Annotated in this window: 18 protein-coding genes and 3 pseudogenes; 5 read left to right on the forward strand and 16 right to left on the reverse strand. The window is 70.8% G+C overall.

What is annotated here, in order from left to right; all coding sequences use genetic code 11:
* Positions 1 to 60 precede the first annotated feature (60 nt).
* The 10 genes from V8690_RS23500 to V8690_RS23545 form a co-directional block, all read right to left on the reverse strand.
* On the reverse strand, positions 61 to 1,077 hold the full coding sequence (locus tag V8690_RS23500) for a Yip1 family protein (protein WP_338781789.1): 1,017 nt from the start codon (positions 1,075 to 1,077) through the stop codon (positions 61 to 63).
* A gap of 246 nt (positions 1,078 to 1,323) precedes the next feature.
* The gene (locus V8690_RS23505) at positions 1,324 to 2,676 is read right to left on the reverse strand and encodes an FG-GAP and VCBS repeat-containing protein (RefSeq protein WP_338781791.1); all 1,353 of its coding nucleotides are present in this window, start codon (positions 2,674 to 2,676) and stop codon (positions 1,324 to 1,326) included.
* A gap of 68 nt (positions 2,677 to 2,744) precedes the next feature.
* The gene (locus V8690_RS23510) at positions 2,745 to 4,193 is read right to left on the reverse strand and encodes a VCBS repeat-containing protein (protein ID WP_338781793.1); all 1,449 of its coding nucleotides are present in this window, start codon (positions 4,191 to 4,193) and stop codon (positions 2,745 to 2,747) included.
* Positions 4,194 to 4,226: 33 nt separating this feature from the next.
* Complete coding sequence (locus V8690_RS23515) at positions 4,227 to 4,850, reverse strand: VCBS repeat-containing protein (protein WP_338781794.1); 624 nt, start codon at positions 4,848 to 4,850, stop codon at positions 4,227 to 4,229.
* Position 4,851: 1 nt separating this feature from the next.
* Positions 4,852 to 5,652 (reverse strand): hypothetical protein, encoded by an 801-nt coding sequence (locus V8690_RS23520; RefSeq protein ID WP_338781796.1) that lies wholly within the window; start codon positions 5,650 to 5,652, stop codon positions 4,852 to 4,854.
* Positions 5,653 to 5,681: 29 nt separating this feature from the next.
* Complete coding sequence (locus tag V8690_RS23525) at positions 5,682 to 7,085, reverse strand: FG-GAP-like repeat-containing protein (RefSeq protein WP_338781798.1); 1,404 nt, start codon at positions 7,083 to 7,085, stop codon at positions 5,682 to 5,684.
* A gap of 64 nt (positions 7,086 to 7,149) precedes the next feature.
* Entirely contained in the window at positions 7,150 to 8,691 is a 1,542-nt protein-coding gene (locus V8690_RS23530; RefSeq protein ID WP_338781800.1) for a VCBS repeat-containing protein, read from the reverse strand.
* 190 nt (positions 8,692 to 8,881) lie between these two features.
* On the reverse strand, positions 8,882 to 9,445 hold the full coding sequence (locus V8690_RS23535; RefSeq protein ID WP_338781802.1) for a dihydrofolate reductase family protein: 564 nt from the start codon (positions 9,443 to 9,445) through the stop codon (positions 8,882 to 8,884).
* 26 nt (positions 9,446 to 9,471) lie between these two features.
* The gene (locus V8690_RS23540; protein ID WP_338781803.1) at positions 9,472 to 10,053 is read right to left on the reverse strand and encodes a dihydrofolate reductase family protein; all 582 of its coding nucleotides are present in this window, start codon (positions 10,051 to 10,053) and stop codon (positions 9,472 to 9,474) included.
* Positions 10,054 to 10,148: 95 nt separating this feature from the next.
* Positions 10,149 to 10,646: a hypothetical protein gene (locus tag V8690_RS23545; RefSeq protein WP_338781805.1), complete on the reverse strand. Its 498-nt coding sequence runs from the start codon at positions 10,644 to 10,646 to the stop codon at positions 10,149 to 10,151.
* 26 nt (positions 10,647 to 10,672) lie between these two features.
* On the opposite strand from V8690_RS23545, the pseudogene V8690_RS23550 reads away from it, so the two are divergent.
* A pseudogene (locus tag V8690_RS23550) lies at positions 10,673 to 11,008 on the forward strand (ISKra4 family transposase); the annotation flags it as partial.
* A 31-nt stretch (positions 11,009 to 11,039) separates the two neighbouring features.
* Here V8690_RS23550 and V8690_RS23555 read toward each other — a convergent pair.
* A pseudogene (locus tag V8690_RS23555) lies at positions 11,040 to 11,948 on the reverse strand (ISKra4 family transposase); the annotation flags it as partial.
* A gap of 166 nt (positions 11,949 to 12,114) precedes the next feature.
* Entirely contained in the window at positions 12,115 to 12,561 is a 447-nt protein-coding gene (locus V8690_RS23560) for a hypothetical protein (RefSeq protein WP_338781806.1), read from the reverse strand.
* Positions 12,562 to 12,790: 229 nt separating this feature from the next.
* Here V8690_RS23560 and V8690_RS23565 point away from each other — a divergent pair, with 229 nt between their 5' ends.
* Positions 12,791 to 13,198, forward strand: a complete 408-nt coding sequence (locus V8690_RS23565; protein ID WP_054236290.1) for an SgcJ/EcaC family oxidoreductase — start codon at positions 12,791 to 12,793, stop codon at positions 13,196 to 13,198.
* Between the two features lie 68 nt (positions 13,199 to 13,266).
* On the opposite strand, the gene V8690_RS23570 is transcribed toward V8690_RS23565, so the two are convergent.
* Positions 13,267 to 14,229, reverse strand: coding sequence for an RNA polymerase subunit sigma-70 (locus V8690_RS23570; RefSeq protein WP_338781818.1), 963 nt, complete (start codon positions 14,227 to 14,229; stop codon positions 13,267 to 13,269).
* A 659-nt stretch (positions 14,230 to 14,888) separates the two neighbouring features.
* On the opposite strand from V8690_RS23570, the gene V8690_RS23575 reads away from it, so the two are divergent.
* Positions 14,889 to 15,203 carry a hypothetical protein gene (locus V8690_RS23575; protein ID WP_338781820.1) on the forward strand — a complete coding sequence of 105 codons (315 nt, stop codon included), beginning with the start codon at positions 14,889 to 14,891 and terminating at the stop codon, positions 15,201 to 15,203.
* 58 nt (positions 15,204 to 15,261) lie between these two features.
* Here the strand turns inward: V8690_RS23575 and V8690_RS23580 are convergent, their stop codons facing one another.
* Together V8690_RS23580 and V8690_RS23585 are read right to left on the reverse strand one after the other, a co-directional pair.
* Positions 15,262 to 15,399: a hypothetical protein gene (locus V8690_RS23580; protein ID WP_338781821.1), complete on the reverse strand. Its 138-nt coding sequence runs from the start codon at positions 15,397 to 15,399 to the stop codon at positions 15,262 to 15,264.
* Positions 15,400 to 15,477: 78 nt separating this feature from the next.
* Entirely contained in the window at positions 15,478 to 15,861 is a 384-nt protein-coding gene (locus V8690_RS23585; protein ID WP_338781823.1) for a hypothetical protein, read from the reverse strand.
* Between the two features lie 262 nt (positions 15,862 to 16,123).
* On the opposite strand from V8690_RS23585, the gene V8690_RS23590 reads away from it, so the two are divergent.
* Entirely contained in the window at positions 16,124 to 16,588 is a 465-nt protein-coding gene (locus tag V8690_RS23590; protein WP_338781824.1) for a hypothetical protein, read from the forward strand.
* A gap of 441 nt (positions 16,589 to 17,029) precedes the next feature.
* Here the strand turns inward: V8690_RS23590 and V8690_RS23595 are convergent, their stop codons facing one another.
* Positions 17,030 to 19,354: a heterodisulfide reductase-related iron-sulfur binding cluster gene (locus V8690_RS23595; protein WP_338781825.1), complete on the reverse strand. Its 2,325-nt coding sequence runs from the start codon at positions 19,352 to 19,354 to the stop codon at positions 17,030 to 17,032.
* Positions 19,355 to 19,595: 241 nt separating this feature from the next.
* On the opposite strand from V8690_RS23595, the pseudogene V8690_RS23600 reads away from it, so the two are divergent.
* A pseudogene (locus tag V8690_RS23600) lies at positions 19,596 to 20,607 on the forward strand (MraY family glycosyltransferase).
* Positions 20,608 to 20,627 lie beyond the last annotated feature (20 nt).

Genomic DNA, 20,627 nt, shown 5'->3' on the forward strand with positions numbered 1-20,627 from the left:
ACACCAAGAAAAAGGGGCTCTCCCTTCCGGGGAGCCCCTTTCTCACAGCCGTGCAGGGCCTCAGACCGTGCCCAGCTTCACGATCGACAGCAGTGCGATCAGCTGGATCGCCGACGCGCCCAGCGCCTTCGGCCAGGGCAGGTCGTGGGAACGGCTGACCATGAGGGTCAGCAGCGCGCCGCCCGCGATCCAGGTGGCCCAGCCCAGCAGCTGGACGAACGTCGCGTCGCCGCCGGCGAACATCGCGAAGACCAGGCGGGGTGCGTCCGTGATGGACATGATCAGCATGGACAGGCCGACCGTGGGCTGCCAGGCGCCGTCGCCGCCGAGCTGGCGGGCCAGGGTGTGGGTGACCACGCCCAGGATGAACGCGCTGATCACCATCGCGACCGCCGTCGTCAGGACGATGGGGATGGCGTTGGAGAGTGTGGCGTTTATCGCATCCTTGCGGGCGCCGTCGAAGCCGAAGACGGCGAGCAGGCCGTAGAGGAACGTGACGATGAGGGCCGGGCCCCACATCGTGTAGTCCCGCATCTGGAGGAAGGTCTGCTTGGGGGCGAGGACGATGCCCCTCAGCAGGGCCTTCCAGTGCAGGCGCGGGCCGACCGGGCCGGGCGGCGGGGCGGCCGAGCCGGCGCGGTAGGTGTCGCCCTGGTTGTAGGGGTCCTCGCCGACCGTGAAGGCCTGGGTGTGGCCCGGGTTGTTCGCCGCGTACGGGTCGTGCGGGCCCTGAGGGCCGGGCGGGTACGCGCCGTCGCCGAAGTACTCCGGCTCGCCCTGGTCGCCGTAGCCGCCGCCGGGCCGCCCGGCGTTCGGCTGCGGCCAGGTGGGGCCGCCGCCGCTGCCGTACGGCGGCTGCTGCTGCGGGTACGGCTGCGGCGCCGGCGGGTAGCCGTACGACGGTCCCTGCGGCGTCTGCTGCCCGTACGGAGGGTTTTGCGGTCGCGTCTGAGGAGCGCCGTTGTTCCGGCCGCGTCCGATCCTGAATCCAGCCACGTCTTCGAACGTACCTGGTCCCGCGCGGTGGCGTGCCGGGCCCGGGCATCCGGGCCCGGCTTTGCGGCCGAGCTGTGACATCCCTTAGGGGGTAAGGGCCTTCAGGTGTCCGTGTGTTGTAAGGGTTCGGCCGTACGGGCGGCGCATCGAGCCTCACCGGGCCGTCAGTCAGTACGTGACAGGTCCGCCGTGCCGTCCCCCTCGAGGCCGGACAGGCGTACGCCACCCGCCCCCCCCCGGCGCCCGGGAGCCGCCCCGACCCAGTTCGGTCCGTTCGGGTCGGGGCGGCCCGGGGCGGCGGCTTGTCCCGGGCCGGCTCCAGGCAGGTCAGTCGGGAAGCGTCCCGCCGAGCTCCGGCAGGACGATCGCGCCGGTCTTCGTCGGCACCGTGCCCGTGCCCGGCATCAGCAGCGCGCCGTTCGCCGCGCCCACGGCCAGGTCCGCCCGGCCGTCGGCCGTCAGGTCGCGCAGGCGGAGGGTGTAGCCGAAGGAGGCGTAGGAGTCGGCCGGGCCCAGCACCGTCTGGGCGATCCACGAGGAACGGGTGCCGCTGAGGCCGCCGGAGCCGCCGCGGAAGACGTGGACGCCGCCCTGGTCCTCCAGGCCGTCGACGTCCTCGTGCGGCACGCCGACCGCGAGGTCCGCGTAGCCGTCGCCGCCCGCGTCCGCGGCCGAGATGGCGTAGCCGAAGTTGTCGTCGGCCTCCGGGCTGCCGGAGACGCCCGAGGTGGCCTGGGTGAACGTGGTCGACGTGCCCGGGCCCGACGCCGTGCCGCGCCAGATCGTGACGGCGCCCTTGCCGTTGTCCTTGTCGGGCAGGCCGAGGGCGATGTCGCCGTAACCGTTCTTGTCGAAGTCGCCGATGACCGGGCTCGGGTAGAGGCCCTGCTGCCGGTCGCTGAGGGTCCTGGACGCGCCGGAGGCGAGGCCGGTGGACGTGCCCTTGAGGAACCAGGCGCGCTCGCGGATGTCGCTGCCGGTGATCTCCGTGCCGATCACCACCAGGTCGGTCTTGCCGTCCCCGTCGACCTTTCCGGCCCCGAGTCCGGAGGAGTACCAGCCAGCCGACGCCTTGTCGATCTTGCTGACCTTCCCGGTCGTGCCCGACTTGGTGAACGGGCCCCGGTACAGCCACGTCTCCCCGCCGCCGATCACCGCCAGGTCGGGCGAGCCGTCGCCGGTGAAGTCGCCGGTGGCGAGGTCGCGGCCGAAGTGGCCGCCCGCTCCGCCGGCGGGCGTGAGGTTGGTGCCGCCGGACAGGCCGGACCTGGAGCCCCAGAGAACCGTGACCGTGCCGCGGTAGTCGTCGCTGCCCACGTGCTCGGTGGGATTGCCGACGACGAGGTCCGCGTAGCCGTCCTTGTTGAGGTCGGCGCTCGCGAGGGACGCGCCGAACTGGTCGTCCTCCTCCCCGGCCCCGGGGACGCCGGCGCTGTCCTGGTGGAGGAATTTCGGGTGGGCGGTGTCGAGGCCGGAGGCGGTGCCGTACACGACGGTCACCGTGCCACCCTCGCGGTCGACGTCGTCGTAGCCGCCGTAGGCGAGGTCGCGGCGCCCGTCGCCGTTGAAGTCGTCGTAGTGCCCCGCCACCGCCGCGGAGGCCGGGCCGGTGAGGAACACGGGGGTGACGCCGGTCGCCAGCAGGGCGGCGACCAGGGCGGTCGTGGTGGATCTGCGCATGGGGTCTCCTGGTGGGGTCAGCCGATCAGGCCGGACTGGTTCGTCAGCCGATCAGGCCGGCTGGTGCGTCAGCCGATGAGGCCGGTGCCGAACGCGCCGTACGAGCGGGTCTGGCCGAGGCTGCCCGGGCCGAAGGAGCGGGCGCCGTCGGTGACGGGGCCGGTGGCCGAGCCGCGCAGGGCCGTGACGGCGCCGACGCCCTCGTTCTCGAAGCCGGCGGTGATCGTGAACTCGGCGCGGCCGTCCTTGGTGACGTCGGCCAGCAGGACGTCCGAGCCGAAGTAGTCCATGGCCTCGGCGGTGCCCGGGACACCGGCGGTGGCCTGGGTGAGGGTGCGGCCGCCGGTGCGCGAGACGCCCGAGGCCGAGCCGTTCATCAGGACCGTGGAGCCGGAGTCCTCGAGGGTGCCGACGTCCTCGAAGACCACGCCGACGGCGAGGTCGCCGTAGCCGTCTCCGTTGGCGTCGCCGATGGAGACCGAGCCGCCGAAGCCGTCGTTCGCCTCGTCGGCGCCGGGGACCCCGGTGGAGGCCTGGGTCAGCTCGGCCATGGGGGCGTCGCCGTTGACCGGGCCGCCCTCGGAGCCGCGGATGACGACGACCCGGCCGCCGAAGGAGCCGCTGTGGTCGTCGTCCTTGGTGAAGACGTTGCCGAGGGCGATCTCGTCGTAGCCGTCGCCGTCGATGTCGCCGAGGGCCAGCGAGGTGCCGCCGTTCAGGGGGCGGGGGACCGAGGTGTCCGGGCCGGTGGGGGAGCCGAGGTAGGCGACGCCCTTGGACCAGCTGCCCGACTCGGCCGAGTCGAGGCGGACGCGGTAGGTGAGGACCAGGTCCGACCGGCCGTCGCCGTTGGTGTCGCCCGCCTTCATGGCGTCGACGCTGTACGCCGTCTCGGGTGTGTTGACGCGCTTCGCGGCGCCGGTGGTGCCGGTCGTGGTGAAGGGGCCGCGGATCACGTAGGCGTGGGACGAGCCGGTGCCGACGGCCAGGTCCGCCTTGCCGTCGCCGTCGAAGTCGCCCGTGGTCAGCAGCCGGCCCCAGTGGTCGTGCCCGGAGACCGCCGGGTCCTTGACCGAGGTGCCGTTCCTCAGGCCGCTCGCCGAGCCCCACAGCACGGTGACGGAGCCGCCGTCGGTGTCGGTGCCGACGTCCTCGCCGGAGGAGCCGACCGCGAGGTCGGTGTAGCCGTCGCCGTTGAGGTCGGCCACGGCGAGCGCGTCGCCGAAGGTGTCCTCGGCCTCTGCGGCGCCGGGCACGCCGGCGGTGTTCTGGCTGACGACGGTCCGCTTGGCCGGGTCGAGGCCGGTGGCGCCGCCGTAGACGACGGCGACGTAGCCGGCCATGCCGTGGCCGTCGACCTTGGCGTACGGGGCGGCGAAGGCGACGTCCCCGTAGCCGTCGCCGTTGAAGTCGGCCCTCGGGCCGGTGGCGGGCGCGGCGGTGGCCGCCGTCGCGGGCAGGGCGGTGAGCAGGCCGGTGGTGAGGGCCGTGGCCAGGAGGAGGGTGCGCTTGCGCATCTGTGGAGTCCCAGGGGTCGTGATCAGGAGCGATCAGGAGTTGAGTGAGGTGCCGTAGCCCGGTGCGCCGGCCGTGGAGACGCCGGTCGTACCCGGGCCGAAGCTGACGGATTCGGTGGCCGTCGGGCCCGAGGCGGTGGAGCGCAGGGACCAGACCGCGCCGTCGCCGGCGTTCTCGCCCGGCGCGGAGACGGACAGGTCGGCGCGGTGGTCGCCGGTGTGGTCGGTGAGGGTCACGCGGGCGCCGAAACGGTCGCCGCTCTCCGAACTCCCGGGCACGCCCGCGGTGTTCTGGGTGTACGACATCGCGCCCTTGGTGGTCAGGCCGGACGCCGAGCCGAACAGCACCGTGACGGCACCGGCGGCGGCGTTCTCGCCCGCGGCGCCGATCGCCAGGTCGGCGAAGCCGTCGCCGTTGACGTCGCCGAGCGAGACGCCGCTGCCGAAGCGGTCGCCCCGCTCGGAGGCGCCGGGCACACCGGCGGTGTCCTGGGTGAGGGCGAGCGGGGCGCGGCTGGTGTCCCGGCCGTCGGGTCCGCCGTAGACGACCGTGACCCGGCCGCCGAGCGCGCCGGCCGGGTCGGCGGAGGTTTCGCGGTCGTTGCCGATAGCCATGTCGGCGTGGCCGTCGCCGTCGATGTCGCCGACGGCGGACACGTCAGCCGGCGGGCAGGTCCTGCAGCCAGTCGGTGTAGTTGCTGATCTCCATGTCGGCCAGGCTGGTGGCCGCGTGGGCGGTGTTCGCGGCGCGGCCGTGCAGGACCACCCGGGGGTGGCCGTCGCCGGCGACGTCGCCGTAGGAGAGGTGGGTGGTGCCGTGCGAGGAGGACCACCTGTAGTTGCGCGAGCCGGAACCGCCGTTGTCAGCGCCGGCCTTGGCGATCGGCCCGTTCACGAGGGACAGGGTGACCGGGCCGGTGGAGCCGACCGCGACGTCCGCGTCCCCGTCGGCGTCGACGTCGCCCGCGACCAGCGCCTGGCCGTAGCGGTCGTAGTCGGTGCTGAAGAAGCTGAACAGCGTACGGGCGCCGGACAGGCCGGTCGCCGAGCCCCAGACGATGGTGACGGTGCCGTCGTTGGTGTCGGTGCCGTCCTCGCCGGGCGTGCCGATCAGGAGGTCGGCGTAGCCGTCGGTGTTCAGGTCGGCGGAGGCCAGGGCGGAGCCGAAGGCGTCGTCGGCCTCGGCGGCGCCGGGCATACCGGCCGTGTTCTGGGTGAGCAGCGTGCGTGTCGAGCTCTTCGGGCCGGTGGAGCTGCCGTAGACGACGGACACGGCGCCCGCCCTCGCCTGCCCGGCGACCGTGGCGCCGGGTGCGCCGATGGCCAGGTCGGCGCGGCCGTCGCCGTTGAAGTCGTACGGGGCGGCGGCCGTGGCGGCGTGCGCGGCGGGTGCGGACAGGGTCAGGGCGAGCGGGGTGAGGGCCACCGCGAGGACGGCGGCGGTGACGCGGGTGCGCATGAGGGCTCCGGGAGTGAGCTGACGGGATGTCACTGGGCGATCACCGCGCCGAAGCTGCGGCCGGCCTTCAGCGAGACGCCGGCGGCGGTCAAGCCCGTGGAGCCCGTGGTGGTCGGGCCGGTGGAGGTGCCGCGCAGGGTCCAGACGCCGCCGGAGCCGTTCTCGCCGGCGACGCCGATGACCAGGTCCGCCTTGCCGTCCTTCGTGAGGTCGGTCAGGTCGACGGCGGAGCCGAAGCGGTCCCAGGCCTCGGCGGTGCCGGGAACGCCGCTGGTGTTCTGCGTGTAGGACGTGGCGCCGCTGGTCTTCAGGCCGGAAGCGGAGCCGAACAGGACGGTCACGGAGCCCGCCTCCGCCACCGTGCCGAGGTCCTCGCCGTGAGCGGCGACCGCGACGTCCGCGTAGCCGTCGCCGTTGATGTCGCCGGTGCTGACGGCCGAGCCGAAGGCGTCGTCGGTCTCGCCCGCGCCGGGCACGCCGGTGGTGTCCTGGTGCACGACGGTCGGCGTCTGCGCCGGGTCGGGGCCGTTCGGGCCGCCGTACCAGACGGTGATCTGGCCGCCCTTGTGGCCGCCGGGCTTGTGGCCGGACGGGTCCGTGGAGTCACCGAGGACGAGGTCGCCGTAGCCGTCGCCGTTGATGTCGCCGACCGAGCCGGGGAAGCCGTCGGCGTTCGGCAGCTCGGCGAACTTGTAACCCGTGCCGGTCCAGCGGTAGTACCAGATCTGGCCGCCGGAGTCGCCGTCCACGGCGTGCGGGTGGACGCGCTCGGCAGCGCCGTCGCCGGTCATGTCGCCCGCGATCACCTCGTACCCGCCGCCGAGTTCGCCGGCGCGGTAGTGGCTCAGCGGGCCGCCGGTGCGGGTGAAGGGGCCCAGGTACAGGCGGATCTGGCTCTGGCCGGTGAGCGTCACGTCCGTGTCGCCGTCGCCGTCGAAGTCGCCGGTCGCGATGCCCCGGGAGAAGCCGCCGTACTCGGACAGCGACGTCGGCTGCGGCAGGCCCTTGCCGCTGGTCAGGCCCGACGTGCTGCCCCACAGGACGGTGCCGGAGCCGATGCCGTCCCGGTCGCCGATGCTCTCGCCTGCGGAGCCCACGACGAGGTCGGAGTAGCCGTCGCGGTCCAGGTCGGCGGCGGCGAGGGCGGAGCCGAACAAATCGGCCGACTCGGCGGTGCCCGGAATGCCGGGGGAGTTCTGGGTGATGATCGCCTTACGGGTGGCCGAGACACCGGACGACGAGCCGTAGAGCACGACGACGGCGCCGGCGCAGGAGGCCGAGCCGACGTCGGTGCAGGGGGCGCCGGCCGCGACATCCCGGTACCCGTCGCCGTTGAAGTCCCCGGCGAGGCCCGAGGGCGCGGCGGCGGCCGGGGTGGTGGTGAGCAGGCCGGTGGTGAGCGTGGCGGCCAGGAAGAGGGTGCGCTTGCGCAAGAGGGGGCTCCGGGTGGGTGGGGGCCGGACCTGGAAGGCCCGGCCCCGGGGGATGCGGGGTGGCTCAGTCGGCGAAGTTGGCGCCGAAGTTCGGGTAGCCCGTCGTGGAAACGCCCGAGGTGCTGGGGGAGACGGTGCGCGAACCCGTGGCGGTGATCTTCGTGCCGCTGGACGGCATGTAGAGGACCGCGCCGTTGCCGTCGTTCTCGTACGAGCCGGCCAGCAGGTCGGCCCGGCCGTCGCCGGTGACGTCGTCGAGCTTGACGTCGGTGCCGAGGAAGTCGCCCTTCTCGTCCGAGCCGGGGACGCCCGCGGTGCTCTGTGCGAAGGACTGGGTGCCGGTGGAGGTGTTGATGCCCGAGGCCGAGCCGTACAGCACGACGAGCTGGCCGGCGTCCGCGACCGACCCGATGTCCTCGCCCGCGACGCCGACCACGAGGTCCTGGTAGCCGTCGCCGTTGACGTCGCCCAGGTCCAGCTCGTAGCCGAAGTAGTCGTTCCGCTCCGAGCTGCCGGGGACGTTGCCGGTGTTCTGGGTGATGCCGGTGGTGGAGCCGACGCCGCCCGGCGCGCCGTAGGTGATCCACACCTTGCCACCGTCGGCGGCCTCCGGGAAGGTCACCCCGTCGTCGGTCCGGTTCCAGTGCATGCCGGTGACGATGTCGCCGTAGCCGTCGCCGTTGATGTCGCCGATGCCGGTGATGACACCGGCCTTCAGCGGCCGGGCGTCGGCGGCGGACAGGCCCGAACCCGTGCCGAGGAGGAGGTAGTTGGCGTTCCAGTACCGGCCGGTGGCGGTCTCGAAGCCGTCGACGACCAGGTCGGTGCGGCGGTCGCCGTTGACGTCGCCCGCGGTGAGGTTGAGAGGGCCGGACCCGTCGCCCGATGCCTGGATCGGTGCCTTGACGCTGTACCGGCCCTTGACCGCGGTGCCGGAGGTGCTGATGCCGCCCTTGTAGACGTAGATGACGTTGGAGGTGTTGCCGACGGCCAGGTCCGCCTTGCCGTCGCCGTCGAAGTCGCCGGCGGCGAGGTTCCTGCCCCACCGGTCGTGCTGGGTGGGGGCCGCGTCCGCGATGGAGACGCCCTTGCCGGTGATGCCCTGGGCCGAGCCCCACAGGACCGCGACACCGCCGCCGTCCTTGTCGCTGCCGACGTCCTCCAGCGGGGAGGAGACGGCGAGGTCGTCATAGCCGTCGCCGTTGAAGTCGGCGTAGGCGCTGTCGGCGCCGAACACGTCACCGCTCTCGGCGGTGCCCGGGTTGCCGGCGGTGTTCTGGCTGATGGCGGACCGCTTCGCGGACGAGACTCCCGTCTTCGTGCCGTACAGGACGACGAGCTGGCCGGCGTCCTTCTTGCCGCTCACGTACGCGCCGGCGGCGGAGAACGCCACGTCGCCGATGCCGTCGTGGTTGAAGTCGGCCTGCGGGGCCTGCGTCGGGTCCGCGGCCGCCGCCGTACCGGCCGTGGCCGTGAGCAGCGTGCCGGTGAGGGCGGCAGCCGCGGCGGTCGCCAGGGCGAGGCGCAGGCGGGGGCGACGGAACGGGCGCGCGTGCGGGTGTGCGGGCGCGTGCGGGCGCCCGGAGGGGCGCTCGTGCTGATGCATGCGAGATCTCCTGCTGCATGCGGGGATGCCTGGCGGACATCCACAGTCGATGGAGGGCCGGACTGTCCGTGTTCGCCGGTAGTTGTCCGGGCGTTCACGGTGGTCGGCGATCAGGAGACCTGTGTGGGGACGTAAGGGTTGTACGTGAGTTCGGTTAATTTGCGAGGCGGTTGAGAAGTGGGGTTTCGCGTCACTCGGCGGGCACCGGCCGGTACCGCACGTCGACCGCTGCCTTACGGTCGTCCCCGACGAGCAGCTCCAGCCGTACGGGCGCTCCCCCGGGGTTGTCGAACAGCCGGATCCCGTCGCCGAGCAGCACGGGCACGATGTGCAGGTCGATCTCGTCGATCAGCCCGCGGTCCAGGAGCTGCCGGCCGATGGTCGGCGAGAACACCTCGACGTTCTTCCCGCCGGCGGCCTCGCGCGCGATCCGGAGCGCCTCGGCGACGTCGCAGCTCAGGAAGGTCACGCCCGGGGTGGGCTGCGCGTCCTCCGGGTGGTGCGTGAGCACGAACACGGGCCCCTGCCAGGCGCCGCCGTAGATCCCGCTGGGGTCGGGACAGGCGTCCCAGCCGACCCGGCCGCCCAGCACGGCGCCGGTCGTCTCGGCGTACTCCTTGGTGAGGCCGGGGCGGAAGGTCGCCCCCGTCATCCAGTCCATCGTGTGATTCGGGCCCGCGACGAATCCGTCCAGGGACATAGCGAAGTGCCAGAGCACCTTGCCGGCGGCGGTCTGCGGTTCCATGTCGTCCATGTCGGTCGGCCTCTCCCGGCGCGTGGTCACGGCTGCTTGCGGACGCGGTAGCGCAGGTGCAGCACCCGGTCGCCCTGGATCACGATGTGCGGGTCCTCGAGCAGATGCTGGGCGGCGACCGAGCCGAAGTAGCGCTTGCCCGAGCCGAAGACCACCGGCACGACGTCCATCGCCACCTCGTCGACCAGCCCCAGCGCGAAGGCCTGCCCGCCGGCGTCCCCCGCCGCCACACCGACGTCACGGTCCTCCCCGGTCAGCTCCTTGGCCTTGGCGATGGCCTCCTCCACACCGTCGACGAAGTGGAACGGCGCGTCCGGGTGCCACCCCTCGGGCCGGGGCCGGTGCGACACGACCACCACGTGCTCACCGGCCGGCGGCACGCCGCCCCACCCGTCGGTCATGTCGAACACATGCCGCCCGACGACCAGCGTCCCGATCTTGGCCATGGTCGGCTGCACGTAGTCGGCGGAGGCCTTGGACACCTTGGCGTACTGGTTGATGGGGACGTCACCGTTGCCGTACCAGTCGAAGAGCGGCCCGACCTGGTCGTCCGGGTCGGCGATGAAGCCGTCCAGGGACACGACGTTGTGCATCACGACGGTGGTCATCGCGGCTCCTGTGGGTTCGGGGGCCGGGAGCGGCCCTTGTGCATCCATAGACCGGACGCAGGCCGGAAACTCATCGCGCGGGTCGCGCGCGACGGTCAGGCGTTCAGCAGGTCCTTGGAACCGGCACGATGACGACCGCCCTTCGGCAGCGCCGTCTTCGCCGTCAGCCCGCGCGACTGCCAGGCGTTGTCGCGGAGCTTGAACAGGGCCCAGTAACGGGTGGGGCACAGCAGCACGATGTTCATGAACACGGCCGCCGGGGTGCCGACGAGCCAGGAGCGCCAGCGCTGGCGCGCGGTCATGTCCGGCCGCATGAGCACGTACAGCCCGGACTGGCCGTACCGCACGACCAGGTACACGGCGAGGTACACCAGGGCGATGCCGGGGTTGTGGTACCGCCCGCCCAGGGTCATGAGCGTCATGACGACGATCCAGGCCAGCATGACCGGGGTGATGACGAGCTGGAGCAGCCCGAACGTCGGCGAGATGAGCTGCTTCAGCGACAGCCGCGCGTACACGAACGGCAGCATCCACCACCACGACCGGGCCCAGCGCAGCCGCTGCCGGTAGGTCTTCCTCAGCGTCGTCGGCATGTCGGTGACGACTCCGGCCTCATTGACAAGCCACCCGGGAGCGACTGTCGACCGCCCGGCGCGAGGCCGTCGATGCCTGCCACCGCTACCTGACCGGCCACCTCGACCAGCTCCGCTACGACACGGCACTTGCGAGCGGGTGGCCGATAGCCACCGGCGCGGTCGAGGGCGCCTGCCGCCACTTGATCGCCGACCGCCTCGACATCACCGGCGCCCGCTGGGGCCTGCCCGGAGCCGAAGCCGTCCTGCAACTGCGTGCCATCGTCTCCAACGGAAACCTCGACCCCTACTGGCGCTTCCACACCGCCCGCGAGCACGAGCGCCTCTACTCCAACCAGCAGAGCTACGCCCTCACCGCTTGATCGCGACCGTCACTCGAAACGAACCGCACCCATCGGCGATGACCTGCTCGGGCGGACGGATCAGGGAGGCGGTGCACCACTTGTTCTCCGCCCTCGGCCCTGGGCGAGCGGGAAGTTCGCCGCTGCGCCCGCCGGGCGGGTGAATCACATCGTGCGGACGCCGGGGAGCCGGGCGGGTGTCGAAGACGCAGGCCACGGTCGCCATCCGCTTGCGGTTCGGCTTCTCGCCCGGCGCGAGCCGGCCGCGATGACCGGTCGCGGCCTTCGCGGCGGCCCGACGGGTGGCCTCGCGCAGAGCCTCGGGCCGCATGACCACGCCCTTGCCGTCCACTTGGATTACCAACGGCATCTCGCGGCTGCACGGAACCGGAATCCTGGTCCGGTAGAAGTCGTCGACGTCGACCGCGGCGGCGACCACGAGCTCTTCCAGCCTGCGCTTGCCGAGCACTTTCCCGCAGCGGCGCTCGACCGCATCGTGCGCCTGGTCGAACGAGCCGCGGACGGCCTCGGTGACCGCGAGCCGACGCAGGCCCATCGAATGCCGACCAGCTGGCAGCGACAGCGCGACGTCGGCGGGATGGACATTGCCCAGGCCCCGGCCCCGGTGGGCGACCCGCGTGGCCCGGACCAGTCCGAACACGCTGGCCAGCCAACGCGAGTGTCCTGTCTCCCGCCAGGGGCGCACCTGCCCCTCCGGCCCGGTCACGGGCGGCCCGCCGCTGCCACGGACCTCTTCCTCCTCCAGCCTCGCGCGCAGGTCCAGATGGTCCTGCAGCAGCTGTCGTAACAGCTCCCGCCCGGCGACGTCGAGGCGTTCTTCCAGCTCGGCGTGGGTCCACGCGCTCGCATCGCTGCCCGACAAGGTGCACATCAGGGTCTCGAAGGCGCTGACCGAGCGCGCAAAGGGGTCAGTGGTGGCATGAGTGTCGTACGGTTTCATCTCCGGGGCTCTTCCCGTCCTGCTTCGATATGGGTCGCACCTTCGAATGTAGGCGCGGAAGAGCCCTGCTGTTAACGGGAGTTGGGCGAAGCAGCCATCCGGCGACGGGCCGGGGTGAACATCCCCGGGGTGTCCTCGTCCAGCCAGCCCCGCTCCACCAGCCGCTTCAACTTCGACCGCGTGCCCTCGATCTTCCCGGTCTCGGCCGGCAGGCCGATCCTCGGCACGATCTGCTTGGCGCGGACCGGCCCTGGCGCGTCTGCCACCACCTCCAGGATGTCCCGATACGCCCGCGGCGGGACTCCGAACCCATCCCGGGCTGCCAGTTCGGCACCGTCAGCACCCCGATGACCTGCCGCTCGGCCCCCGCATATGCCGACGCGAGCCGCTCACCCGCAGCCGGCTGTCCAGCATCGACGGCCGCCGCCGACTTCTCCGGGGTCACCTCCGCGAGCACTTCGGCGACCGTCTCCCGCGCGATCCGCAGCCGCTCCAGGCTCTCCCGGGCCAGCTCCAGCTTCCCGGCCAGCTCGGCGACCTCGGCCTCCAACTCCTCCACCCGCACCCGGGCAACCACCTCGCGCGCTTCCAACTCCTCAAACAGCGAGCCCATCCGCCACCCTCCTCCACCACCACGGTAGAGAGGAGCAGCCCGGAACACAGCCCATCCGCATCGTCCACGCCCTCCGGTCGGCTTTCAAGCGCCGGCAGGCCGACGGTGCAGAGGGGACTGCGCTCCGAAGAAAAGATCTTGAGGTTCGCGCGATGAGTTCCGAAAGGGACGCCGGTATGTACTCACGGGCCCCTTCGGTCCCGACCAAGTGCAATGACTGGAGAGAACGATGTCCGACAACCGCGCGAACGACACGGCCGCGATCACTGCCGTCCTTGAGAGCCTCTACAAGGCATGGGACGCCGGCGACGCCGACGCCTTCGTCGCCGACTACACACAGGAGGCCACCGCGATCATGCCCGGCTCCTACCGCGCCTCCCGCGAGGAGGTTCGGCAGGGCATGGCGGCGGGGTTCGCCTCCTTCCTGAAGGGCACCACGACGACCAACCGGCAGCTGGGGATCCGGTTCCTGGGTCGCGACGGCGCGATCGTCGTGAGCGAGGCCGGCATCCTCTTCCCCGGCGAGTCCGAGGTTCCCGCCGACCGGATCGTGTACGCGACCTGGGTGTTGGAGAAGCGCGACGACGCCTGGCTGATCGCCGCCTACCACAACAGCCCGGTCAAATCCGCTAGCTGATCCAAAGTCAGCCCTGCCCGGGTCCGCCCGCACCTGTCGGGCGGGCCCGCCCGACAGGTGCGGGCGGATCAGCCGTCGACCTTCTGCGCCAAGCCGAAGGCGGCGAACACGTCGGCGTCCTGGAAGACCGAGACACGGCTGATGCCGCCAGCCGTGACCGTGAACACCTGCAGGGTGTGCAGCTCGAACACGCCGGCGTCCCCGCGCCGATAGGCGGCGAAGCCGGCCTGCCCGTTGGCCCGCACCGGCAGCAACCGCCAGGCCTTGCCGGCCTTGGCGAACACCCAGCCCATGAAGCTCGCGTAGTTCTCCCGGCCGGTGAACCAGTTGACCACGGGCGGCATCTCCATGAGGACGTCCTCGGTCACCACCTGCAGCAGCCCTTGGATGTCCGCCCGGACGAAGGCCGCCATGTACCGGTCCACCCACGACCGTTGCTCTGCGGCGGAAGGCTCAGCGACCTGCTCCTGCAGCACTCCCGCCGCCCGGATCCGGGCGCGAGCCCGCTGCAGCGAGCTGTTCACGGCCGCGACCGAGGTCTCCAGGATGTCCGCTGCCTCCGCCGCCGGGTAGTCGAGCACGTCGCGCAGGATCAGGACGGCGCGCTCTCTCGGTGACAGCAATTGCAGTGCTGCGACGAAGGCCAGCCGCAGGCTGCCCCTGTCGATCGCCGCGGTGGCCGGGGCGCCCAGGCCGAGCAGGCTATCTGGGAGTGGCTGCAACCAGGTTGCCTCCCCGCCGTGGACGAGCGGGCGCAGCGGTTCGCTCTCGGTGACCAGACCCGAGGGCATGGGGCGGCGGCCGAGCCCGTCCAGCGCGGTCAGACACGCATTCGTGGCGATCCGGTACAGCCAGGTCCGCAGGGAGGCACGCGACGGGTCGTAACGGTCCCGCGCGCGCCACGCCCGCAGACACGTCTCCTGCACGAGTTCCTCGGCGTCGTGGACCGAGCCGAGCATCCGGTAGCAGTGCGCCAGCAGCTCCGGCCGGTACCGCTGCACCAAGGTCTCGAAGTCCCCCGTCGACGTCATCCCCGCGCTGCCGCCCTTCCGGTCTGCTCATCCGCCCCTACGGTAGCCGCCTCACGGGGCCGGTTGCAGCCGTTCTGCTGCCGGGAACATCGGCCGCGGCGGGCGCTGTGCTCTCGCCGCGTCCAGCGCGGAGCAGACGGGTACGTGAGGAACCGGGCGCTTCCACGCCGCCCACGAGCACCCGCGCCTCTACCCACCCCGACCAGCAGGATTACGACCTCACCGCTTGATCGCGAGCTTCACTCGAAACGAACCGCACCCATCGACGAAGCCCGACCGTAGGTCAGGTCCTGGACGATTCTCCGGTCCGCCCCCAGACAGGCCGGGGATGCAACCATTCCCTTCAGAGCTGGAGCCCCCGGAAGCCGACCGCACGCTGGGGACCCTAAAGGCTTGCACTGACAACGGCCTTGTTCGAGATTGGCCGTTGAGCGGTGAGTGTCCAACTGCGTGACAGTGCCGACGAACAGCGGCGGACGAGCGCAAACGTCTACGGACCATCAGCGCAGGTGAGTGCCACACAAGCCCAAGGCAGCGCCCCAGCCCGAGTTACTTCGGGACGAAGAGGTCACGTCAGACAGTCCTGCCAGCTTCAGGGGTGCGCCAGCCCACGACGAGTCTTTGTTGCCCTACCATCCCGGACACCGCATTCTCGGCGTATGCCGGTCTCTCCTGAAACTCGCGACCTCTGCCAGTCCGTCTTCGCGCCGGACGTGGTGCAGCTGGCCGTCATGGCTCTGGAGACCTACGGCGGGCCAGATGAGACGCGGGTTCATCAGGCCGCCATCATGCTCAGCGCAGGGGAGCTTCACCGCTTGGCCCGCTGGTTGAACGAGGCCGAGCGAGAACTGGAGACCTTCCGCTGGTACGCCAGCGAGCCCACGGACGTGTCCCCCGAATCACACCGGTTCGCGGTCGAGTTCATCAACGCGCTGATGGACAAGGATGTCCCCAAGCCGCCGGGGCCGCGGTAAGCAGCGTGCCTATCGAACCCGTAGGATCCGAGCTGAGGGCACCCGCCGCATGCCCGGGCTAGAGAAGGTCCCGCCAGAAGGGGGCCGTCGCTCGCGGGCTCCGGCCATCGTCGACCTCGCCCCGCGCCTCGTCGAACTCCTGATGCATGTAGTCGGCCAGGTCCAGGCCGTAGCAGATGATGTCGGTCTGCCACATCGAGAGCACCGGATGCCCGGAGCTTCCCGGCCGGCAGGCAGGTATCGGTGGGCATGCACGGGCACCAGCACCGGCGCCTCAGCCAGATGATGCCGCCGTAGCCAGTGCCGCAGTCCCGTCGGCTGGACGCTCACCCCAGCCCTCGTACCAGAACCCGATGTGCTCAACGTCGAGCAGAACACCCTCGACCGGCCAGTCGAGCTGTCGACGCAAGCTGTCCAAATCGCCGCCGCGCCACTCCGGCCAGGGCCTCGACCAGGTCTGCCCGTCCTCGGGAGGGACGTTGACCGGGAGCCCGGCCGCAAGGAATGCTCGGTGATCGTCCGCGAACTCGAAGCCGTACTCGCGCTCGATGCGCGTGAACTCGGCGTCCGTCAGCCCCGGCTCGTACTCATAGAGGCCTGTCTGTGCCAGGCGACGTGCGGCCTCCGCACCCAGGCGTACTCCCTCATTGCTGATCACCGCCGCACGCTAGCGCCGACCGCAGCCAATCGTCACCCGAGTTATGCGCGGACTCCGTCTCAGTTTCCGTCTCATTCAGCAGCGTTCACGCTCGTCCAAGGGGGACCCGCCCGCGCACACCTCCTGGCAGTCAGCCGCCCATGAACCCAGGTGAACGCCCCCGCACACACCCCAGCAGGCCACCACCACCGTTGGAAAACGTGTTGGCGTGAGAGCAGGACGTCTTCTGCGCCCGGTCGGCGGTACGTGATCAGCTTGGAGTGTGGAGACCATCATCGCCAGTGCCATAGCCGTTCTGGGGACCCTGCTCGGCTCGGGGCTCACCCTGGCGTTTCAGCAGCGCACCACGGACAAGGGGCATCAGTTCACCCGCCATGAGAGGCTCCGACAGGAGCGACTCGACGCTTACTCCGCCTACGCCGGCGCACTCATCAACTACCGCCGCTGCCTGGTACATCTCTGGTTCTGCGAACACGAACAACCGCCACACGAGGACCCCGGCGTGGTGCGAGTCCGCGCATACGCTCTGCGTTCCAACGCCCAAGAAGCCCTCTTCCGGGTGCAGAGGCTCACCGATGACGAGGCCTTGAGCGAGGCGGCAGAAGCTGTACTTGCGGACGTCACAGCGCTGCCCAAGACGGACAGCAGGACCGAACTGGACCAGCGCAGGGTGAAGACCCGCGACGACATCAGTCGTCTGGTCAGGGCGTCCAAGCGTCATCTCTGATGGGCCTGCCAACGCGTCTGCACGTACGGTCAGTCCGTCAGAGCCGTGTGCCGGGCGGGCCGCACCACAAGCGCACCAGATATGGCGGGAAACAGTGGGGAATCACGGCGAAAGCGGTCCAGCCTGAGGAGGCGGCAACCGGGGCGTTCCTCCGGGTCATTGCCCGGACAGGCCTCGAATGATCGCAGCTTCCCAAGCTGAGGGCCCCCGAGTCGCCTGGTGTGACCCGCTCCAACGCGGGTCTCCATTCATCAGACCCCCAAGACCTGCATGCCCACTGCCGCCAGACCCGCGACCTGCCCCTCCCCTTCGCCCTCGGCATCCTGCTCCAGCCCCGCTGCGGTTGTCCGTGCCACCCTCGCGTCAGCAGCCGCACAACGCCGACGCCCCCTGCCCGACAACTCGGAACAGGGGGCGTCAAGGACAACCCGCGGCAACCGCCTACTTAACCGGCTCCGGTTCCGGCGCACTCTCCGAGTCCGCCGCCCCCGCCGGCGGCTCCCCGCCGTCGTCGCCGTCACCGTCGTCGCCCTCCGCAGACACCGGCGTCTTCACCGAGTCCAGCAGCAGCTGGGCCACGTCCACCACCTGGATGGACTCCTTCGCCTTGCCGTCGTTCTTCTTGCCGTTGACGGAGTCCGTGAGCATCACGAGGCAGAACGGGCAGGCCGTGGAGACGATGTCGGGGTTGAGGGACAGGGCCTCGTCGACGCGCTCGTTGTTGATGCGCTTGCCGATCCGCTCCTCCATCCACATCCGCGCACCACCCGCGCCACAGCAGAAGCCCCGCTCCTTGTGGCGGTGCATCTCCTCGTTGCGGATGCCGGGGACGCTGGCGATGATCTCGCGCGGGGGCGTGTAGATCTTGTTGTGGCGGCCCAGGTAGCAGGGGTCGTGGTAGGTGATGATGCCCTCGACCGGGGTGACCGGGATGAGCTTGCCCTCGTCCACCAGGTGCTGGAGCAGCTGTGTGTGGTGGATGACCTCGTAGTCGCCGCCGAGCTGCGGGTACTCGTTGCCGAGCGTGTTGAGGCAGTGCGGGCAGGTCGCGACGATCTTCTTCGCCGACTTGGGCTTCGCGGACTCCGGGACGACCTTGCCCTCGTCGTCCATCTCCTCGCCGAACGCCATGTTCAGGGCCATGACGTTCTCCATGCCGAGCTCCTGGAACAGGGGCTCGTTGCCGAGGCGGCGGGCGGAGTCACCCGTGCACTTCTCGTCACCGCCCATGATCGCGAACTTGACGCCCGCGATGTGGAGGAGTTCGGCGAAGGCCTTCGTGGTCTTCTTCGCGCGGTCCTCCAGGGCACCGGCGCAGCCGACCCAGTACAGGTACTCGACCTCGGAGAGGTCCTCGATGTCCTTGCCGACGACCGGGACCTCGAAGTCGACCTCCTTGAGCCACTCCAGGCGCTGCTTCTTCGCCAGGCCCCAGGGGTTGCCCTTCTTCTCCAGGTTCTTGAGCATCGTGCCCGCCTCGGACGGGAAGGCGCTCTCGATCATGACCTGGTAGCGGCGCATGTCGACGATGTGGTCGACGTGCTCGATGTCCACCGGGCACTGCTCGACACAGGCACCGCAGGTGGTGCAGGACCACAGGACGTCCGGGTCGATGACGCCGTTGTCCTCCAGCGTGCCGACCAGGGGGCGCTCGGCCTCCGCCAGGGCAGCGGCGGGCACACCGGCCAGCTGCTCCTCGGACGCCTTCTCCTCGCCCTCCATCGTCTTGCCGCCGCCCGCCAGCAGGTACGGCGCCTTGGCGTGCGCGTGGTCGCGCAGCGACATGATCAGCAGCTTCGGGGAGAGGGGCTTGCCCGTGTTCCAGGCCGGGCACTGCGACTGGCAGCGGCCGCACTCGGTGCACGTGGAGAAGTCCAGCAGGCCCTTCCAGGAGAACTGCTCGACCTGGGAGACGCCGAAGACGTCGTCGTCGCCCGGGTCGGTGAAGTCGATCGGCTTGCCGCCGGAGGTCATGGGCTGGAGCGCGCCCAGCGCCGTCCCGCCCGTCGCCTCGCGCTTGAACCAGATGTTCGGGAACGCCAGGAAGCGGTGCCAGGCCACACCCATGTTGGTGTTGAGCGACACCACGATCATCCAGATGAACGAGGTGCCGATCTTGATCATCGCGACCAGGTAGACCAGGTTCTGGAGCGCCGTGACCGACAGACCCTTGAAAGCGAGGACCAGGGGGTACGACGCGAAGTACGACGCCTCGTAGTGGTCGACGTGGTGGAGCGCGCCCTCCAGGCCCCGCAGGACGTAGATCGCCAGGCCGATGGTGAGGATGACGTACTCGACGAAGTACGCCTGGCCGGCCTTGGAACCGGCGAAGCGGGACTTGCGGCCGGCTCGTGAGGGCAGGCTCAGCAGCCGGATCACCATGAGCACCGCGATGCCCAGGACCGTCATCACGCCGATGAACTCGATGTACAGCTCGAACGGCAGGAATTCACCGATGACCGGCAGCACCCAGTCGGCCTGGAACAGCTGGCCGAAGGCCTGGGCCAGGGTCGGCGGCAGCGTCAGGAAGCCGATCGCCACGAACCAGTGGGCGATGCCCACGATGCCCCACCGGTTCATGCGCGTGTGGCCGAGGAACTCCTTCACCAGGGTCACGCTGCGCTGGTAGGGGTTGTCGGTCCGGGTACCGGCGGGCACGGGCTGGCCCAGCTTGAAGTACCGGACGAACTGGCCGATCGCGCGTGCGAGCAGCGCGACGCCGACCACGGTCAAGACCAGCGACACGATGATCGCGGCGAGTTGCATGGGGGCTCCTCGGGCCTGCGAGGGGTTTGTCGGGGGAACCTGTCGTTCGCAAGGGTTCCCCGAGATTACTAAGCGGTAACTTATGCAGTCCGTCTGAGACTACCCCTATCTTCCGCCGCACTGTAGCCGGGTGGGCAGTGATCTGAATCGCTGAGGGTTGCCTCATGAACCGTAGGGAGCCGGTCGGCCATCCCGTCGTGTTATTCGTACCGAATTGTCATAGTGTGCCTAACTTATATCCGTGCTCTACGGGATCACCGCCGCCGCCACCGCCCTCCTCCTCACCGCCCTGCTCGCAGCCGTCCTCCGGATCCCCGCCCTGCGCCTCGGGGTCCTCGACCGACGGCGGCAGCGGGACGTGCCGCTGTCCGGCGGTGTGGCCGTGGTGGTCGTCACCGGGTCGGTCGTGGCCGTCGAGGACTGGGCGTCGGCTGGGAGCGGGATCGGCGGGCTGCTCGTCGCGGGTGGTGTGGTCGCCCTGCTCGGGCTCGTCGACGATGTGTGGCGGCTGCGGCGGCGGGTGCTGGTCGCCGGTACGGCTCTGGCGGCCGCGTGTGTCGTGCCGTACGCCGAGGCCGGGGTGGGGGCCGGGCTGCTCGGGGTCGCATGGATCGTGGGGGTGACGTTCGCCTTCCGGGGGCTCGACCACGCCGACGGGCTCGCGGGGACCGTCGGGGTGGTCACCGCCTTCGGGGTGGCGGCCTGCGCGGCGGATCGACGTGATGGACGGGATCGCGGTGCTGATGAGCGTCCTGGCCGCCGCGCTGACCGGGTTCCTGCTCCACAACTGGCATCCCGCGCGCGTGGCGCTGGGGAGTTGCGGGTCCATGTCCGCGGGGTTCGTGATCGCCCTCGGTCTCGTGCACGTCCGGGCCGGGTGGGGGCTCGGGGAGAGCGCGGGGGTGCTCTTCGCGCTGACGGCCCTGGTGAGCGCCGACGTCGTACTCGTCCTGCTGACGCGACGGTGGGGCGGGCGGCCCGTCGTCCGCGGCGGGCCGGACCATCTCGCGCACCGGCTGCGGCGGCTCGGGCTGACCGTGCCCGGGGTGACTCTGCTGCTGGGGGCCGGGGCGTTCTCCGGTGTGCTCGTCGGGGTACTCGCGCACGCCGGCTGGGTCGGGGGCGACGCCCTGTGGTGGGTGGCGGGAGTGGCTCTCGTAGCTGTGTTCGCCCTCTCCCGTGTTCCTGTGTACGCCGATCTACGCCCCGTATCGTCGCAGGTCAGAGCGTCATTGCGTGTAAGGAACGGATAAGACTTGAGCCCGGTCGACTC

The organism is Streptomyces sp. DG1A-41 (assembly GCF_037055355.1).
GTDB lineage: Bacteria > Actinomycetota > Actinomycetes > Streptomycetales > Streptomycetaceae > Streptomyces.